Here is a 15,195-nt window from a genome sequence, read left to right on the forward strand (position 1 = left end):
GGCCCTTGGGGCACTGTTACGAAAATGCCACAATCCGGTTCGAGAGGTTAACAGTTTGCGATTGACCTGCGTCTCGCAACAGCTATCGTTTTCGTTCAAGCGGGCGGGAGAACCTGCTCGTCCGCACCCCAGGGGAGGAGCCTATGGGATTGACCGTCGCCCTGATCGTCGCGGCACTTGCCGTCGTAATGATTGCCGTCGCGCTGCGTGAAATGGTTTCGCTGGGGCTCGCATTTCGCCAGGCCCTGTATTTCGCGCCGCTGAAGCTGATCTACCGCATCGACACGCGCAGCCTGCGCGACGTCAAGGACGTCCGGCGCCCCGTCATCTACGTCATCTGCGAGCAATCGAAGCTCGACCCCGCGATCTGCCAGGCGATCCTGCCCGACGACACGCTGCATGTCCTCGACCCGGCCTCGGCGGACAGCTGGCTCGTGCAGGCCTTCCGGCCGCTGGCGCGGTCCGTGGTGTTCGACAAGGAACACATGGTCACCAACCGCCGTCTCGTGCGCCATCTGAAGGGCAAGGGACGCATGGCCGTCTACCTGCCCGACGCCGTGGAACCGGACGCGGCGGGGATGCGCCTCTACCGCGCGGTGACATTGCTCGCACGCAAGTCCAACGCGCATGTCGTGCCGATCTTCGTCAGGAACAGCCGCTTCCTGCCCTCCTCCTTCACGCCCGCGGCAAAAGCTCCGCGCCAACTGTTCCCGGCGCTCAGCGTCAATGCCGTGCCGGCCGAACGCATCGACATCCTGGTGGAAAAGGCCGGCCGGCGTTTCGTGACACCGCCCAACGCCCTGTTCGACCACATGGCGCTTGCCCGATTCTCCTCCGCCAATTTGAGCCAAAGCCTGTTCCAGGCCTTTGTCGAAGCCGCCAAGACCTACGGTCCGTCGCGCGTGATCGTGGAAGACACCGTGACGGGCGCCCTCACCTACAAGCGCATGCTGATCGGCGCGCGCGTGCTGGCCAGGCGTTTTGCCGCCATGTCGAACCGCGGCGAGACGATGGGCATATTGCTGCCCAACACGAACGGCGTGGTGGTGACCTTCCTCGCGGTGCAATCGGCCGGGCGCGTCGCGGCCATGCTCAACTATTCCGCCGGGCCGGCCAATGTGGTCTCGGCGATCAACACCGGCAAGATCCGCACCGTCCTGTCCTCCCGCGCCTTCATCGAGAAGGCCGACCTGCAACCGGTGAGCGACGCGATCGAGGCCAACGGAACCAAGATCGTCTGGCTGGAAGACATCCGCAGTTCGGTCACCACGCCGGAGAAGCTCAACGGCGCGCTCCTGTGGAAAAAGCCGCTCTCCAGAGTCGATGCCGGAGACCCGGCCGTCATCCTGTTCACCTCCGGCTCGGAGGGCGCGCCCAAGGGCGTGGTGCTGTCGCACCGCAACCTGCTCGCCAACGCCGCGCAGGCCGAATCGCGCTTCTCGATCTCTGTCGAGGACACGCTGTTCAACGTTCTGCCGGTTTTCCATTCCTTCGGGCTCACAGGCGGCACGATCCTCCCCCTGCTCTACGGCGTGCGGCTGTTCCTCTATCCCTCGCCGCTCCATTACAAGCTGATTCCGGAGGCGGCCGCGCGGGTTCGTCCGACCATCATGTTCGGCACCGACACATTCCTGACCGGCTACGCACGCACCGCCAAGGACACCGATTTCGACAGCCTGCGCTTCGTCGTGGCGGGCGCGGAAGCGGTCAAGGCGCAGACCCGCGAGATCTATCGCGACCATTTCCGCTGCCGGGTGCTGGAAGGCTACGGCATGACGGAAGCCGCACCGGTGGTCGCGGCCAACACCTGCGTCCAGGAGCGTCACGACACGGTTGGACGGCTGTTCCCCGGCATTTCGGCGCGCATCGAGCCGGTGGAAGGCATCGAGGATGGCGGGCGGCTGTGGGTCAAGGGGCCGAACGTGATGCTCGGCTACATGAAGGCCGACCGGCCGGGCGAACTACAGCCGCCGGCCGACGGCTGGCACGACACGGGCGACATCGTGTTCATCGACCGGGAGGGCTATGTCGCCGTGCGCGGCCGTGCCAAGCGCTTCGCCAAGATCGCCGGCGAGATGGTGTCTCTCGGGGCGGTGGAGATGCTCGTCCAGTCGCTGTGGCCCGAAGACCGGCATGCGGCTGTGTCCGTGCCCGACCGGCGCAAGGGCGAGCGCATCGTCCTGGCGACGACCAAGCAGGATCCCGACAAGAAGGAAATCATCGATTACAGCAAGCGGTCCGGCATGACCGAACTGATGGTGCCCTCCGAAATCCTGCCCTTCCCCGACATCCCGATCCTGAACACCGGCAAGACGGATTACGTGACGACGCTGAAGCAGATCCAGAAGAAGCTCGGCATCAAGGACAAGGCGGCCTGAGGCGCAATTTCGCTCAGGCCTTCGGGTCGCTCGCGGCGGCATGCGCGGCCGCCTGCCTGCGCCACATGCGCAGGCTATAGGGCAGGAACGCCCAATAGGCGAGAACCGAGAGCGTCAGCGTTTCCCAGGTGAAGGTCGCGAGCATCGCGACATAGAAGACCACGCCGAGGATCAGCGGCATCACCTGCGCGCGCGGGATGCGCGCGCCGAGCGTCTTGCCCGACCAGACCGGCAGGTTTGACACCATCAGGAACGCGACGAGCAGCGTGTAGACGGACACGATGCTCGCATAATACCAGTCCGGCGCGATGCCGAGGAAACCCAGATAGACCGGCAGCAACACCAGGAACGCGCCCGCGGGGGCGGGAATGCCGGTGAAATAGGCGCCCTGCCATTGCGGCCGTTCGCGGTTTTCCAGCATGACGTTGAAGCGCGCCAGCCGCAGGCAGCATGCGATCGCGTAGAGAAGCGCGGCGATCCAGCCGAGCGACCGCGCCTGGTCGAGCACGAAGGCGTAGAGGACCAGGGCCGGCGCAACGCCGAAATTGACGATGTCGGCAAGCGAATCCATCTCCGCGCCGAATTTGGAGTTGCCCTTGACCAGCCGGGCGACCCGGCCGTCGATGCCGTCGAGACAGGCGGCCAGCAGGACCATCAGCACCGCGTGGTCGAAGCGGAATTCGAAGGCCAGGCGGACGCCGGTCATGCCCGCGCAGATGGCGAGCACCGTGATGATGTTGGGCAGGACGAAGCGCAGCGGTATGTCGCGCAGGCGCTGGTTGTTGCTGTTGTTGTTCGCGGTCTCCTCGCCGTCTTCGACGGGGCCGTCGGGTTCAAAGGGCGGAAACGGGCCTTCGGTCTGCATGGCTCAGCTCGTGCGGCTGGGCGGGCGAACCGCCTCTGCGTGATAATCGGCGACCACGGTTTCGCCGGCGATGGTGGTCTGGCCGGGAAAGACGCGAGGCACGGCGCCGGCCGGCAGATAGAGGTCGAGGCGCGAGCCGAAGCGGATCATGCCGAACCGGGCGCCGGCCGAAATCTCGTCGCCCGGCTTGACCCAGCACAGGATCCGGCGTGCCACGAGGCCGGCGACCTGGACGACGCCGAGCTGGCCGCGCGGCGTTTCAATGACCAGACCGTTACGCTCGTTTTCGGTGCTCGCCTTGTCGAGATCGGCGTTCAGGAAGCGGCCCGGCCGGTATTCGACCGAGGCGACGCGGCCGCGCACCGGGGCGCGATTGATGTGCACTGAGAAGACGTTCATGAAGATGGAGACCCGCATCATCGGCGTCTCACCGAGGCCGAGCTCCGCAGGCGGAACGACCGGGGACACCGCCGAGACCCGGCCGTCTGCCGGGCTGATCACCAGATCGTCGTCGACGGGCGTGACGCGCGGCGGATCGCGGAAGAAATAGGCGCACCAGGCGGTCAGGAACAGGCACGGCCAGAACAGCGGCGCCCAGAGCCAGCCGAGAAACAGCGTTGCGGCGGCGAAGGCGCCGACGAAGGGCCATCCCTCCCGGTGCACGGGCACCAATGTCTTTCCGATCGTCTGGACGAGGCTCAACTCAGCTCTCCGGCAATTGCGACAAGGGCTCCATCTATGGCCAAGCACGGCGCGATGCAATCCGCCCGCGTGGATGGACGCAACCAATCCGCCGCCTCCGCGTTGGATCAGCGCACAGGACGATGGAGGATATCATGACCACGATCTACGACGAAATCCGCGAAGACCACGACAAGCACCGCGACCTGCTGAACCTACTGGCCGAAACGACGGGCGACAGCGAAGAGCGCCGCGACCTCTGGGCCGCCTTCTATTACGACGTCAAGGCGCATGCGGCCGCCGAGGAAGAGACCTTCTACGCGAAGATCATGGCCAAGCCGGACGGGCAGGACGACGCGCGCCATTCCGTCGCCGAGCACAAGGAGATGGACGACATCATGGAGGAGCTCAACACGATGGGCTTCGACAACCCGGGCTGGCTGACGCGCTTCAAGACGCTCAAGCACGATTACGAGCACCACATGGAGGAAGAGGAGGAAGACATCTTCTCGACGGCCCGCGAGGTGCTTTCCGACGATGGCGACGGCAGCTACGCCGAACGCTTCCTCGACCGCAAGGCGAAGGAACGCGAACTCGTCGACGAGAAGGCGGAAGCGAGCCTGGAGGAGTAAGCCGCTCCGACCACCCGGCGCGGCCGGCCTCTTTCACTCGGCCGCGTGCTGTGGTTCAATCCGCGCATGCTCATATTCACGAAGATCATCCACTTCCTCAGCTTCAGTGTCGGCATCGGCGGCGGCGTCGCCGCGATGCTGGCCGGCATTCGCGCCAAGGGCGCGCCGGCCGACGCCGTGCCGTTGCTTCGCAGCCTGCAGAAGACGCTGGGCCGCCTCTCCTTCGGCGCGATCGTGCTGCTGTGGGTGACGGGCATTGTGCTGGTTTATGCGGCGAGAGGCGGATGGGGCGAGCTCAACGTCGTTTTCTGGCTCAAGATCCTGGCGGTGATCGTGCTGACCGCCGCTTCACTCACCGGACAATATTACGGCCTGACGGCCGCCAGGCGCGATCCGGCCGTGATGGGACCGCGCATGGCGAAGATCGGCATGACCGCGAGCACCGCCGGCGTCGCGGCCTTGATCCTCGCGGTCCTCGCCTTCAATTGAGCGATCTCACGAGCCGCTGGTGAAGCCGCGCGTCGAGATGCGCTGACGCGGCGCCGTCTCCTGTTCCTCTTCGCCCGGCTGCGGCACCCGCTTGCGCACCAGGATCCCCATCTCGTCGGTTTCGCGTGCTTCGCGCAGCTTGCGCTCGGCTTCGATGGCCTCCGACTGGCGGGCCCACATCTGCGCGTAGAGGCCCTGCTGCTCCAGCAGTTCGGAATGGGTGCCGCGCTCCGCGATCTGGCCTTCGCGCAGCACGATGATCTCATCGCAGCCGATCACGGTGGACAGGCGGTGGGCGATGATCAGCGTCGTGCGGTCCTGCGAGACGAAGTCCAGCGCCTGCTGGATCTCCTGTTCGGTCGCCGTGTCCAGGGCTGAGGTCGCCTCGTCGAGCACCTGGATCGGCGGCGCCTTGAGGATCGTGCGGGCGATCGCGACGCGCTGCTTCTCGCCGCCGGAGAGCTTCAGGCCACGCTCGCCGACCATGGTCTCGTAGCCGTCGGGCAAGGCGCGCAGGAATTCGCCGATCTGCGCCAGTTCGGCCGCCTGCTCGACCTCGGCGTCGGTCGCGTCGGGACGGCCGTAGCGGATGTTGTAGCGGATCGTGTCGTTGAACAGCACGGTGTCCTGTGGAACCATGCCGATGGCGGCGCGCAGGGATTTCTGCGTCACCTCGCGCACGTCCTGCCCGTCGATCGTGATCGAGCCTTCCTGCACGTCGTAGAAGCGGTAGAGCAGACGCGAGATGGTCGACTTGCCCGCCCCCGACGGCCCGACGATCGCCACCGACTTGCCGGCCGGCACCTTGAAGCTGATGCCCTTGAGGATCGGGCGCTGCGGATCATATGCGAACTTGACGTCATCGAAGATGATGTGCCCGTCGCGTACGACGAGATCGCGCGCATCCGGCTTGTCGACGACCTCGGGCTCGACGTCCAGGAGATCGAACATCTGCTCGATGTCGGTCAGGCCCTGACGGATTTCGCGATAGATGAAGCCGATGAAGTTGAGCGGAATCGAAAGCTGGATCAGCATCGCGTTGATGAACACGAAGTCGCCGAGCGACTGGGTTCCGGCCTGCACGGCGCTGGCCGACATCCACATCATGATCAGCATGCCGGCGCCGAAGATGACGGCCTGACCGAAATTTAGCCAGCCGAGCGAGGTCCAGACCTTGGTCGCGGCCTGTTCGTAGCCGGCCATCGCACCGTCGAAGCGGCGCGCCTCCATCTCCTCGTTGCCGAAATATTTCACCGTCTCGAAGTTGAGGAGCGAGTCGATCGCCTTGGTGTTGGCGTCCGTATCGGAATTGTTCATGTCCCGGCGGATCTGGATGCGCCAGTCGCTCGCGCGGATGGTGAACCAGCCGTAGAGCCAGATCGTCACGGCGGTCACGGCGACATATTGCCAGCCATAGGCGAAGCCGAAGATGACGGCCACCAGCAGGAATTCCAGGATGGTCGGCGCGGTGTTAAGGATCGTGAAGCGGACGATCGATTCAATGCCCTTGGTGCCGCGCTCTATGATGCGCGACAGGCCGCCGGTGCGGCGCTCAAGGTGGAAGCGCAGCGACAGGCCGTGCATGTGCACGAAGGTGCGGTAGGCGAGCTGGCGGACGGCATACTGGCCGACGCTCGCAAACAGCGCGTCGCGCAACTGGTTGAAGCCCGCCTGGGCGACCCGGAAGAAATTGTAGGCGACCACCAGCATGGCCGGCGCGAGGACGAGCGCCGGCACCCAGCCAGGTGCCTTGAGTTCGCTGTCCAGCGCATCGGTCGCCCATTTGAAACCGTAGGGCACGAGCATCAGCACGAGCTTGGCGATCACCAGATAGACGGTGGCATGCACCACGCGCAGCTTCAGGTCGGGCCGTTCGGTCGGCCACATGTACGGCCAGAGATTGCGGATGGTCTGCAGCGTCGAACCGCTGTCAGCAGAAACCGTTTTTGATGCCAAGGATCAGTCCAGTCCGGATTTGCCGGCGGTGCAGCAGTTGTCGGCGCAACACCGGTCGATAAGGGAATTGAGTTCGCGCGACACGCTCATCAGCGCCTCGCGGTTCAAGCGGTAGGAGGAGCGCGGTCGCTGGCGCTCGTGAATGATCAGCCCCGCGTCGAGCAGGACCTTGAGATGTTGCGAGACGGTCGATTGCGCCAGGGGCAACGTATCGACCACATCGCGGCAGGCGCAGCCCTCATTGCCCGACAGATGCGCCAGGATCGCCAGCCGCGCCGGATGGGCGAGAGCCGACAGGCGTTCCGCGATGGTCTCGGTATCCATGACGCCTCACTTCATCGTCTATCGGCGATATACGATCAGCAAGGCCGCCAAACAAGGCCGCCGAAACGAAACAGGCCGGAAATTTCCGGCCTGTCGATCACGTCACTCTTCGGCTGCCTTTTTCGGTAGCTCGAAAATCTGCCCGGGCCAGATCCGGTCGGGATCGCGGATCTGGGGCTGGTTGGCGAGATAAATCGTGGTGTAGCGAATGCCCTGCCCGTAGACCCGCCGCGAGATGTGCCAAAGCGTGTCGCCGCGGCGGATGATGACCGCCGAATTCGTGCGGTGCAGCGTTCCGCGCACGACGATGTCCTCGCGCACCTCCGGCGGGCCAGCCGGCAGTTCAACCGACGGCTTCGGCGGCACGACGACGGCGACCTGCTTCGGCTCGGCAGCCTCCGCCTCGCCCTGCGCCGACGCGACGGCTTCGGCTTCCGCCTGGGCTTCGGCGGCGGGTTCCGTCACGTCTTCGGACGCGCTTTCCTCGGCCACGCGCTCTTCAGCGGCGGGTTCCCCGGTCGTGCTTGCCTCGGCCACACTCTCCTCGGCGACCGCGTCTGGTGCGGCCTCCGTCTCTGCCTCCGCGGACGCCGTCTCGGACGGCTTTGCGGGCTCGGCGTCGGCCGATGCGACCTCGGCGTCGGCCTCCGTGGAGGCCTCTTCCGGTGCGACGGCAGCTTCCTGGGTCTCCTCGGAGGCAGGCTCGCCGGCTGCCGCGACATCCTGCGAAGCGTCGGCCGGGGCGGCGTCAGCGGCGGCTTCCGTGCCTTCAGAGGTGGCCTCGACGGTTGCGGCCGGCTCGGCCTCCGCCGATGCGACCTCGGCATCGGTGTCGGCCGTGTCAGGCGATCCGGCGGGAAGCGCTTCGGCCGTCTCGGTCTGAGCGTCCGGCGCCGTCTCTTCGGTCGCGGCCTTCGGGGTTGCCGCGTCCGCGGTCGCCTCCGGTGCGGCGGGTTCCACCTGCGCCGTCTCCGGCTCGCCCGCCGGCTGCTCTTCACTCACGGTCGCGGGACCGGCGACCGCGGCGATCCGCTCGCCCTCGGTGCGGGTGAAGGGCACGGCGGCGCGCGCCAGCACCTCGGCCGTGCCGGGATCGATGACGTCGGCGCGAATGATGTAGTCGCCCACGGGAAGGCTGCGCCGGGCCTCGACCAGGAACTCGCCGCCGGGACCGGCGACCGTGTCGCCGAGCAGGAATTCATTGGCGTATACGCGCACCTGCGCGCCCGACGGGGCGACGCCCGCGACGAAGACCATGTCGTTTTCGATCTCGACGGCGGCGATGCCGACCACGGGCTGAGACGCGGTCTCGGCCGGCATGGTCTCGCGCGACGTGTCGGCGGCAGCGACTTCCGTTTGCTCTTCAGCCGGTTCAGCGCTTTCAACCTGCGCCTCGGCGGTTTCGTCGGTCGCTTCGGCGGTCTCGCTTGCGGCTTCTTCAGTCGCAGTCTCGGACGGCTCTTCAGCGGCGGCGACCTCGGTCGCTTCCTCCGCGGCTTCGACAGTCTCGGTCTCGGCGACCTCTTCCGCGTCGCCGGTCTCGGGCGCCGCTTCGGCGGTTTCGGTGTCCGACGGCTTCGGCGTGTTGATCAGCCGCGACGGCTCGCCCGGCCTTTCGACCAGCGCCAGCACCTCGCCTTCGCGCCCGGGTTCGGGCACCGAGACGATCGCGGTCTCTTCCGACATCGCGACGTCGCCGTCTTCCTGGATCGCGCGCAGGACGATGTCGTAATCGCCCGGTGCGAGCGGTTCGTCGAGAACCGCAACGAAATCGCCATTGGGCTCGGCCGTCGTGGTGGCGATCGTGTCGGAGCCCGACAGCACTTCGATCGTGGCGTTCGGCGCGGCCTGGCCTGCGATCACCATCGAGCCGTCCGGCTCGACGCGCAGGAGCCCGAAACTCGGAATGACGACACCGGCCTGAACGGCCCCGTCTGCGGTCGCGGACGGCGTCTCCTCAGCGGCGGCGGCAGCCTCTTCCGGCTGGTTCGTTGCCTCGGCAGCGTCTTCCGCGCCCTTGGCTTTGACAGCCTCGCCTGCCTCGGCGGCAGGCTCTTCCATCGCCGTGGCCTCGGGCGTCTGCTCGTCCGATGCGGCCGAGGGCGCTTCCTCGGTGGCTTCGATCTCGCTGCTCAGCCCGACATGGGCGCCGAACTCCTTCTTGAGCCAGGCATTGATGCCTTCGGCGTTGTGCGGCGCACTCAGAAAACCGACGAGCCCGATGAGCACACAGAAAGCCAGGACGGAAAACTTGTTGCTGTTCATGAATTTCCAACCAGTTGATCACCCCCTTCATAACATCGCGGATCGGCTCTGCTCAACAATTGTCAAGGCGCGGGAAATCGCCGCGGCCGCTTTTGCACAGAAGCGCGCACCTTGACGGGCCGTTCGCCCCCGGCAATAGGAAGAAGATGACCTCCATCGACCCTATCCGCTCCGTCTGCGTCTATTGCGGCTCCTCGCCCGGCAACGACCCTTCCTACATCAATTCCGGCCGCCTGCTCGGCCGCATGCTGGCCGAGGCCGGGCTGCGCCTCGTCTACGGCGGCGGCACCAAGGGAATCATGGGCGCGGTCGCCCAGGGCGCGATGGATGCCGGCGGCAAGGTGACCGGTATCATCCCGCGCTTCCTGATGAACAAGGAAGCGACCGAGGAGGCGCTCGGCGCACTGGACGAGCTGATCGTCACCGAGGACATGCACCAGCGCAAGCATCGCATGTTCGAGGAAGCCGACGCCTTCGTGACGCTGCCGGGCGGCATCGGCACGCTGGAAGAGGTCATCGAAATCATGACCTGGGCGCAGCTGGGCCGGCACACCAAGCCGATCGTGCTCGCCAACATCAACGGCTTCTGGGATCCGCTCTCCACCCTGCTCGACCACATGCGCGACGCGGGCTTCATCCACACCGCCCACCGGGTCAGGCCGCTTGTCATCGACGCGGCCGGCGACATCGTGCCGGCGCTGCTGGCAGCCGGCATGCACGACGAGGGCGACGAAGCCATCATCGAGCGCCTCTGAGGACGGCGGCGGGGTGTCCATGCCAGACGATCCGCGCCGCATCGATCCGGACGAGCCTGACGGGGACGAACTCGACGCGGAAGCCTTCGACAAGGCGGGCCGGCTCTTCACTTACGCCTTCGACACCGAAGGTCACCTCGTTTCAGACGACAGCGAGCCCGCGTGGCGCTGGACCGGCTACGGCCTGACGGACGCCCGCGCCCGCTCCTCGATCACCGCGCTTGAGGACCTGCCGGTCGAGGCGAGGCGCTGCCTTCTCGCGAGCGGGCGGCGCGTCTTCATCAAGCAGGCTGGCGGCTGGATCTACGGGACCATGCCGGACATCCACCATCGCCACTACACCGAATTGCCGGAACTCGGTCTCGTGCATTTCGCGCTCAACGCCCGGACGCTGGTGACGGCGCGCAAGCGGCCGCTGCAGACCGTCGACGACATCCGCCACGACATCGAGAACGCCCGGGCGGCCTTCGCGTCGCCGGCCGCGGTCGTGGACGCGATTCTCTCCCGGCTGCTCGACCAGCTGGAGGACAGGCTGGAGGATCTCTTCGAACACCTCGACAGCATCGAGGACAGGGTGATCGGCGGACGGTGGACGGGCGAGCGCGACCGGTTGGCGCCCTTGCGCCGCCGCGCCATCCAGGCGCATCGCCACCTGTTCCTGGTCGCCGGGATCTTCCGCCCGCTGCCCACCGGCGAGATCGGCAGCGTCGCGCCGCAGATCGTGCCCTCGATCGAGAACAGCGCCGCGCGGGCGGGATCGCTGCTGCATGACAGCGAGCAGTTGCAGGCCCGCGCCCTGCTGGTTCAGGAAGAGATCATGGCGCGGCTGTCCGAGCGCACCAACAAGCTGCTCTATCTGTTGTCCGTGCTGACGGCCGTGCTCATGCCCGTGACCATCATTTCGGGCCTGTTCGGCATGAACGTCCAAGGCATCCCATTCACCCATTCGCCGCTGGGCTTCTGGGAAGCGGCCTTCCTGTCCGCGATCGGCTCGGCCGCGATCTTCCTGTTCGTGCGCCGGCAGCACGGCCGGCGCGAGTGAACGGTCAGGACCGGCGGAACAGCGACAGGGTGTAGAGGGCCAGCGCCGCCCAGATGAACAGGAAGGCGATCAGCTGCCAGTGGGAGAAGGGTTCGCCGAAGACGAACACTGCGATCAGGAAGATCAGCGTCGGGGCGGAATATTGCAGGACGCCGACCGTGGTGAAGCGCAGCGCCCTCGCCCCGTAGGCATAGAGGATCAGCGGCAGCGCCGTGACCGGGCCGGCGAGCAGCAAGAGGCCGACGTCGCCCGCGCCGGTCGGGCCGAAATGGGTGGTGCCGGCAGCGACCTGCCAGACGATCACCACGAGCGCCGGGACGGACAGGAGCAGGACCTCCAGCATGAAGCCCTGGGTCGGGCCGATCGGCACCGTCTTGCGGAAGAAGCCGTAGAGGCCGAAGGAGAAGGCGAGCGTCAGCGACACCCAGGGAAGACCGCCCGCCTTGAAGGTCAGGATCGCGACCGCGATCACCGCGCAGGCGATTGCCACGGCCTGCAGCCGGTTGAAGCGCTCGCCGAGGAAGACGGCGCCGAGCAGCACGTTGACGAGCGGATTGATGTAATAGCCGAGCGCGGTCTCGACGGTGTGACCGGTCGAGATGGCATAGACATAGACGCCCCAGTTGAGCGAGATCAGCCCGGCCGTCAGCGCGGCGAAAGCGAGCGTGCGCGGCGAGCGGAACGCGGCGCGCAGATCGGCGGTGCGCCGCTGCAGAAGCAGGATCAGGCCGGCGACCGGGATCGACCAGATGACCCGGTGGGCGACGACCTCCCAGGCGGGCATGTGCGAGACCGCCTTCATGTAGAGGGGCAGACCGCCCCACAGGAGATAGGCGCCCATCGCATAGGCGAAGCCGGCCAGCGGCTCTCGCGGCTGAGGCTGGGCGCCGGCACTTTCACGGACAATTGTTCGGGACATCGTCGCTGCCTACACCCGGCCCTTCGCCCCGGCAATCGCGCGATTGTCATGGCGACAATCGCGCAAGGCCGTCAGCCGGATCGCCGCCCGCGCGCCAAGGCGCGATACAGCGCCTCGGGCGTGACGCCGATCTCGACGGCGAGTTCCTTCCACTGGCCCTTCTCCGGCAGGTCGCCGAACCAGGCGCGCCAGCGGGCAAGCCGTTCCTCGATCGTTCGGGCGGCGAGGATCTCGGAGCGGGCGCGGGCGTTCTGGATGGACCGGGCGAGATAACGCGTCCACTCCTCCGCGAAAGCGGGGTCGCTGCGCAGCCGCTCGCGGAACCGGGCCGCCGGCACCGAGAGGACCGAGCCCGCCGCGACGCATTCCGCGCTGCAATGATAGACATCGGAATAGATGGAGGCTTCGGCCACGGTGTCGCCGCCCCTCGCCTGCTGGAGGACGACCGCGTCGCCGCCCGCCCCGTAGCGCACCAGCCGGAACATGCCGGACTGAACGGCGAAGAGGGACGACACCGGGTCGCCCTGGCGAAACAGGCTTTCGCCGGGTTCGAGCCGGCGCGGGTCTCCGGCCATCGCGGCAAGGGTCTGGAAGATCGCAGCGGACATGATCGCAATCATGTCGTGCGCGACGCTGCGATGGCAAGGAACGACCGCAGAAATGCGCGTCCGCCATGGAGACCCGACGATGTTGACCCGCCCCCTTCTCGCCGCCCTGACCACCACCGCCCTCACGGTTCCTTCGCTTGCCCGGGCGGAGACGTCCTCGCCCTATGCCGGACAGGAGACGCGGGCGATCAAGAGCCTGTCGGAGGCCGACTTGGAGGAGTTGCGGCGCGGCGGCGGCTGGGGGCTCGCCAAGGCGGCCGAGCTGAACGGCATGCCCGGGCCGGCGCATGTGCTGGAGCTGGCCGGCGAGATCGGCCTCACCGCCGAACAGGTTGCGGCCGTCGAAGCGCTGCGCGACGAGATGCAGGCCGCCGCGATCGAGACCGGCGCAAGGCTGATCGCGCTCGAGACCGAACTCGAGGCGGGGTTCAGCGACGCGACGATCACCGAGGCGGAGCTGAAGAGCCTGGTGATGCAAATCGCCGAGACCCGCGGCGAGCTGCGCTTCATCCACCTTCGCACGCACCTGAAGACGGTGCCGGTTCTGAACCGGCACCAGGTGATGATGTACAACCAGCTGCGCGGCTACGGTTCAGGCGCCGACGGGCATGGCGGGCACACCATGCAGCACGGACAGTAGCGCCTACTCCGCCGCCGCAAGGCCGGCGTGGCCGCGGTTCTTCATCAGCTTGAAGGTGATGGAATCCATCAGGGCCTCGAAGGAGGCGTCTATGATGTTTTCCGACACGCCGACCGTCCACCAGCGCATGCCGGAACTGTCGGCCGATTCGATCAGCACGCGGGTGATCGCCTCGGTGCCGCCATTGAGGATGCGCACCTTGTAGTCGACCAGTTCCAGATCCGCGATCTCGGCCTGGTATTTGCCGAGGTCCTTGCGCAGCGCCATGTCGAGCGCGTTGACCGGACCGTTGGAGGATTCGGCGACCGACATACGCTCCTCGCCGTCGACATTCACCTTCACGACCGCCTCCGCGACGGTGACGATCTTGCCGACGGCGTTGTGGCGGCGTTCGACGAGCGAGCGGAACGAGACGACGTCGAAGAAATCCGGCACCTCGCCCAGCGTGCGCCGCGCCAGCAATTCGAAACTGGCGTCCGCGCCCTCATAGGCATAGCCGATCGCCTCGCGCTCCTTGACGATCGCGATCAGCGTGTCGAGGCGCGGATCGCTCTTGGCGACGACGACGCCACGACGATTCAACTCGTTGATGAAGTTGGACTTGCCGCCCTGGTCGGAGACCATGATGTGGCGCACATTGCCGACCTTTTCCGGCTCGACATGTTCGTAGGTCGACGGATCCTTGATCAGGGCGGAGGCGTGGATGCCGGCCTTGGTCGCGAAGGCGGTCGCGCCGACATAGGGCGCCTGCTGGGCCGGCGAGCGGTTGAGCAATTCGTCGAACCAGCGCGACAGCCGCGTCAGGCCTTCCAGCTTGCCCGAACCGATGCCGATCTCGAAGCGGTCCGACCATGCCGGCTTCAGCGCCAGCGTGCCGATCAGCGTGACGAGATTGGCATTGCCGCAGCGCTCGCCGATGCCGTTCAAGGTGCCCTGCACCTGGCGGACGCCGGCATCGATGGCGGCGAGCGAGTTGGCGACGGCCTGTTCGGTGTCGTTATGGGCGTGGATGCCGAGGCGATCGCCGGGAATGCCGGACGCGATCACCGCGGCGACGATCTCGCGCACCTCGTGCGGCTGCGTCCCGCCATTGGTGTCGCAGAGCACGATCCAGCGCGCGCCGGCATCGAAGGCCGCCTTGGCGCAGGCGAGCGCATAGGCCCGGTTCGCCTTGTAGCCGTCGAAGAAGTGCTCGCAATCGACCAGCGCTTCCTTGCCGACGGCGACGGTCGCCTCGACAGAGTGGCGGATCGATTCCAGGTTTTCCTCGTTGGTGCAGCCTAGCGCGACGCGCACATGCAGGTCCCAGCTTTTCGCGACATAGCAGACGGCGTCCGACTTCGAGCCGTTCAGAGCGGCGACGCCCGGATCGTTGGAGACGGAGACCCCTGCCCGCTTGGTCATGCCGAAGGCGACGAATTTCGCGGCACTGGTGCGCTTGCGCTCGAAGAAGGCCGTGTCGGTGGGGTTGGCGCCCGGATAGCCGCCCTCGACATAGTCGAGACCGAACTCGTCCAGCATCTCGGCGATGGCAATCTTGTCCTCGACCGAGAAATCGATGCCGGGCGTCTGCTGCCCGTCACGCAGTGTCGTGTCGAAGAGATAGATGCGTTCGCGTTTCATGGTCCTACCCGTCGCGGC

Annotated in this window: 14 protein-coding genes; 6 read left to right on the forward strand and 8 right to left on the reverse strand. The window is 66.6% G+C overall.

Annotated elements, in window-relative coordinates; genetic code table 11:
- The first annotated feature begins 143 nt into the window (after positions 1-143).
- Entirely contained in the window at positions 144-2,378 is a 2,235-nt protein-coding gene (locus MRY80_RS20170) for an AMP-binding protein (RefSeq protein ID WP_293292910.1), read from the forward strand.
- A gap of 13 nt (positions 2,379-2,391) precedes the next feature.
- On the opposite strand, the gene pssA is transcribed toward MRY80_RS20170, so the two are convergent.
- Both pssA and MRY80_RS20180 read right to left on the reverse strand, forming a co-directional pair.
- Positions 2,392-3,243 carry a CDP-diacylglycerol--serine O-phosphatidyltransferase gene (gene pssA, locus MRY80_RS20175; protein ID WP_293292912.1) on the reverse strand — a complete coding sequence of 284 codons (852 nt, stop codon included), beginning with the start codon at positions 3,241-3,243 and terminating at the stop codon, positions 2,392-2,394.
- A gap of 3 nt (positions 3,244-3,246) precedes the next feature.
- The gene (locus MRY80_RS20180) at positions 3,247-3,945 is read right to left on the reverse strand and encodes a phosphatidylserine decarboxylase (RefSeq protein ID WP_293292914.1); all 699 of its coding nucleotides are present in this window, start codon (positions 3,943-3,945) and stop codon (positions 3,247-3,249) included.
- Between the two features lie 134 nt (positions 3,946-4,079).
- Between MRY80_RS20180 and MRY80_RS20185 the strand changes: the two genes are divergently transcribed.
- Together MRY80_RS20185 and MRY80_RS20190 are read left to right on the forward strand one after the other, a co-directional pair.
- Entirely contained in the window at positions 4,080-4,556 is a 477-nt protein-coding gene (locus MRY80_RS20185) for a hemerythrin domain-containing protein (RefSeq protein WP_293292915.1), read from the forward strand.
- 66 nt (positions 4,557-4,622) lie between these two features.
- The gene (locus tag MRY80_RS20190; RefSeq protein WP_293292916.1) at positions 4,623-5,045 is read left to right on the forward strand and encodes a hypothetical protein; all 423 of its coding nucleotides are present in this window, start codon (positions 4,623-4,625) and stop codon (positions 5,043-5,045) included.
- Positions 5,046-5,051: 6 nt separating this feature from the next.
- Here MRY80_RS20190 and MRY80_RS20195 read toward each other — a convergent pair whose 3' ends face one another.
- The 3 genes from MRY80_RS20195 to MRY80_RS20205 all read right to left on the reverse strand — a co-directional run bounded on the left by MRY80_RS20195 (position 5,052) and on the right by MRY80_RS20205 (position 9,590).
- Entirely contained in the window at positions 5,052-7,001 is a 1,950-nt protein-coding gene (locus tag MRY80_RS20195) for an ABC transporter ATP-binding protein/permease (RefSeq protein ID WP_293292917.1), read from the reverse strand.
- Positions 7,002-7,004: 3 nt separating this feature from the next.
- Positions 7,005-7,325: a metalloregulator ArsR/SmtB family transcription factor gene (locus MRY80_RS20200; protein WP_293292919.1), complete on the reverse strand. Its 321-nt coding sequence runs from the start codon at positions 7,323-7,325 to the stop codon at positions 7,005-7,007.
- A 102-nt stretch (positions 7,326-7,427) separates the two neighbouring features.
- Positions 7,428-9,590, reverse strand: coding sequence for a LysM peptidoglycan-binding domain-containing protein (locus MRY80_RS20205; RefSeq protein WP_293292921.1), 2,163 nt, complete (start codon positions 9,588-9,590; stop codon positions 7,428-7,430).
- A 146-nt stretch (positions 9,591-9,736) separates the two neighbouring features.
- Between MRY80_RS20205 and MRY80_RS20210 the strand changes: the two genes are divergently transcribed.
- The gene (locus MRY80_RS20210) at positions 9,737-10,345 is read left to right on the forward strand and encodes a TIGR00730 family Rossman fold protein (RefSeq protein WP_293292922.1); all 609 of its coding nucleotides are present in this window, start codon (positions 9,737-9,739) and stop codon (positions 10,343-10,345) included.
- A 19-nt stretch (positions 10,346-10,364) separates the two neighbouring features.
- Positions 10,365-11,387: a CorA family divalent cation transporter gene (locus tag MRY80_RS20215; RefSeq protein WP_293292924.1), complete on the forward strand. Its 1,023-nt coding sequence runs from the start codon at positions 10,365-10,367 to the stop codon at positions 11,385-11,387.
- A 4-nt stretch (positions 11,388-11,391) separates the two neighbouring features.
- On the opposite strand, the gene rarD is transcribed toward MRY80_RS20215, so the two are convergent.
- Positions 11,392-12,306, reverse strand: a complete 915-nt coding sequence (gene rarD / locus MRY80_RS20220; protein WP_293292926.1) for an EamA family transporter RarD — start codon at positions 12,304-12,306, stop codon at positions 11,392-11,394.
- Between the two features lie 71 nt (positions 12,307-12,377).
- Positions 12,378-12,914 (reverse strand): Crp/Fnr family transcriptional regulator, encoded by a 537-nt coding sequence (locus MRY80_RS20225; RefSeq protein WP_293292928.1) that lies wholly within the window; start codon positions 12,912-12,914, stop codon positions 12,378-12,380.
- Positions 12,915-12,993: 79 nt separating this feature from the next.
- Between MRY80_RS20225 and MRY80_RS20230 the strand changes: the two genes are divergently transcribed.
- Positions 12,994-13,554: a hypothetical protein gene (locus tag MRY80_RS20230; protein ID WP_293292929.1), complete on the forward strand. Its 561-nt coding sequence runs from the start codon at positions 12,994-12,996 to the stop codon at positions 13,552-13,554.
- 3 nt (positions 13,555-13,557) lie between these two features.
- Here the strand turns inward: MRY80_RS20230 and cimA are convergent, their stop codons facing one another.
- The gene (gene cimA, locus MRY80_RS20235) at positions 13,558-15,177 is read right to left on the reverse strand and encodes a citramalate synthase (RefSeq protein ID WP_293292930.1); all 1,620 of its coding nucleotides are present in this window, start codon (positions 15,175-15,177) and stop codon (positions 13,558-13,560) included.
- Between the last annotated feature and the right edge of the window lie 18 nt (positions 15,178-15,195).

Source organism: Oricola sp. (assembly GCF_022763245.1).
Classification (GTDB): Bacteria; Pseudomonadota; Alphaproteobacteria; order Rhizobiales; family Rhizobiaceae; genus Oricola.

Coding starts and splice junctions, on each gene's coding strand:
- MRY80_RS20170 (WP_293292910.1), top strand. CDS start 144: ATGGGATTGACCGTCGCCCTGATCGTCGCGGCACTTGCCGTCGTAATG.
- pssA (WP_293292912.1), bottom strand. CDS start 3,243: ATGCAGACCGAAGGCCCGTTTCCGCCCTTTGAACCCGACGGCCCCGTC.
- MRY80_RS20185 (WP_293292915.1), top strand. CDS start 4,080: ATGACCACGATCTACGACGAAATCCGCGAAGACCACGACAAGCACCGC.
- MRY80_RS20190 (WP_293292916.1), top strand. CDS start 4,623: ATGCTCATATTCACGAAGATCATCCACTTCCTCAGCTTCAGTGTCGGC.
- MRY80_RS20200 (WP_293292919.1), bottom strand. CDS start 7,325: ATGGATACCGAGACCATCGCGGAACGCCTGTCGGCTCTCGCCCATCCG.
- MRY80_RS20205 (WP_293292921.1), bottom strand. CDS start 9,590: ATGAACAGCAACAAGTTTTCCGTCCTGGCTTTCTGTGTGCTCATCGGG.
- MRY80_RS20210 (WP_293292922.1), top strand. CDS start 9,737: ATGACCTCCATCGACCCTATCCGCTCCGTCTGCGTCTATTGCGGCTCC.
- MRY80_RS20215 (WP_293292924.1), top strand. CDS start 10,365: ATGCCAGACGATCCGCGCCGCATCGATCCGGACGAGCCTGACGGGGAC.
- rarD (WP_293292926.1), bottom strand. CDS start 12,306: ATGTCCCGAACAATTGTCCGTGAAAGTGCCGGCGCCCAGCCTCAGCCG.
- MRY80_RS20225 (WP_293292928.1), bottom strand. CDS start 12,914: ATGTCCGCTGCGATCTTCCAGACCCTTGCCGCGATGGCCGGAGACCCG.
- MRY80_RS20230 (WP_293292929.1), top strand. CDS start 12,994: ATGTTGACCCGCCCCCTTCTCGCCGCCCTGACCACCACCGCCCTCACG.
- cimA (WP_293292930.1), bottom strand. CDS start 15,177: ATGAAACGCGAACGCATCTATCTCTTCGACACGACACTGCGTGACGGG.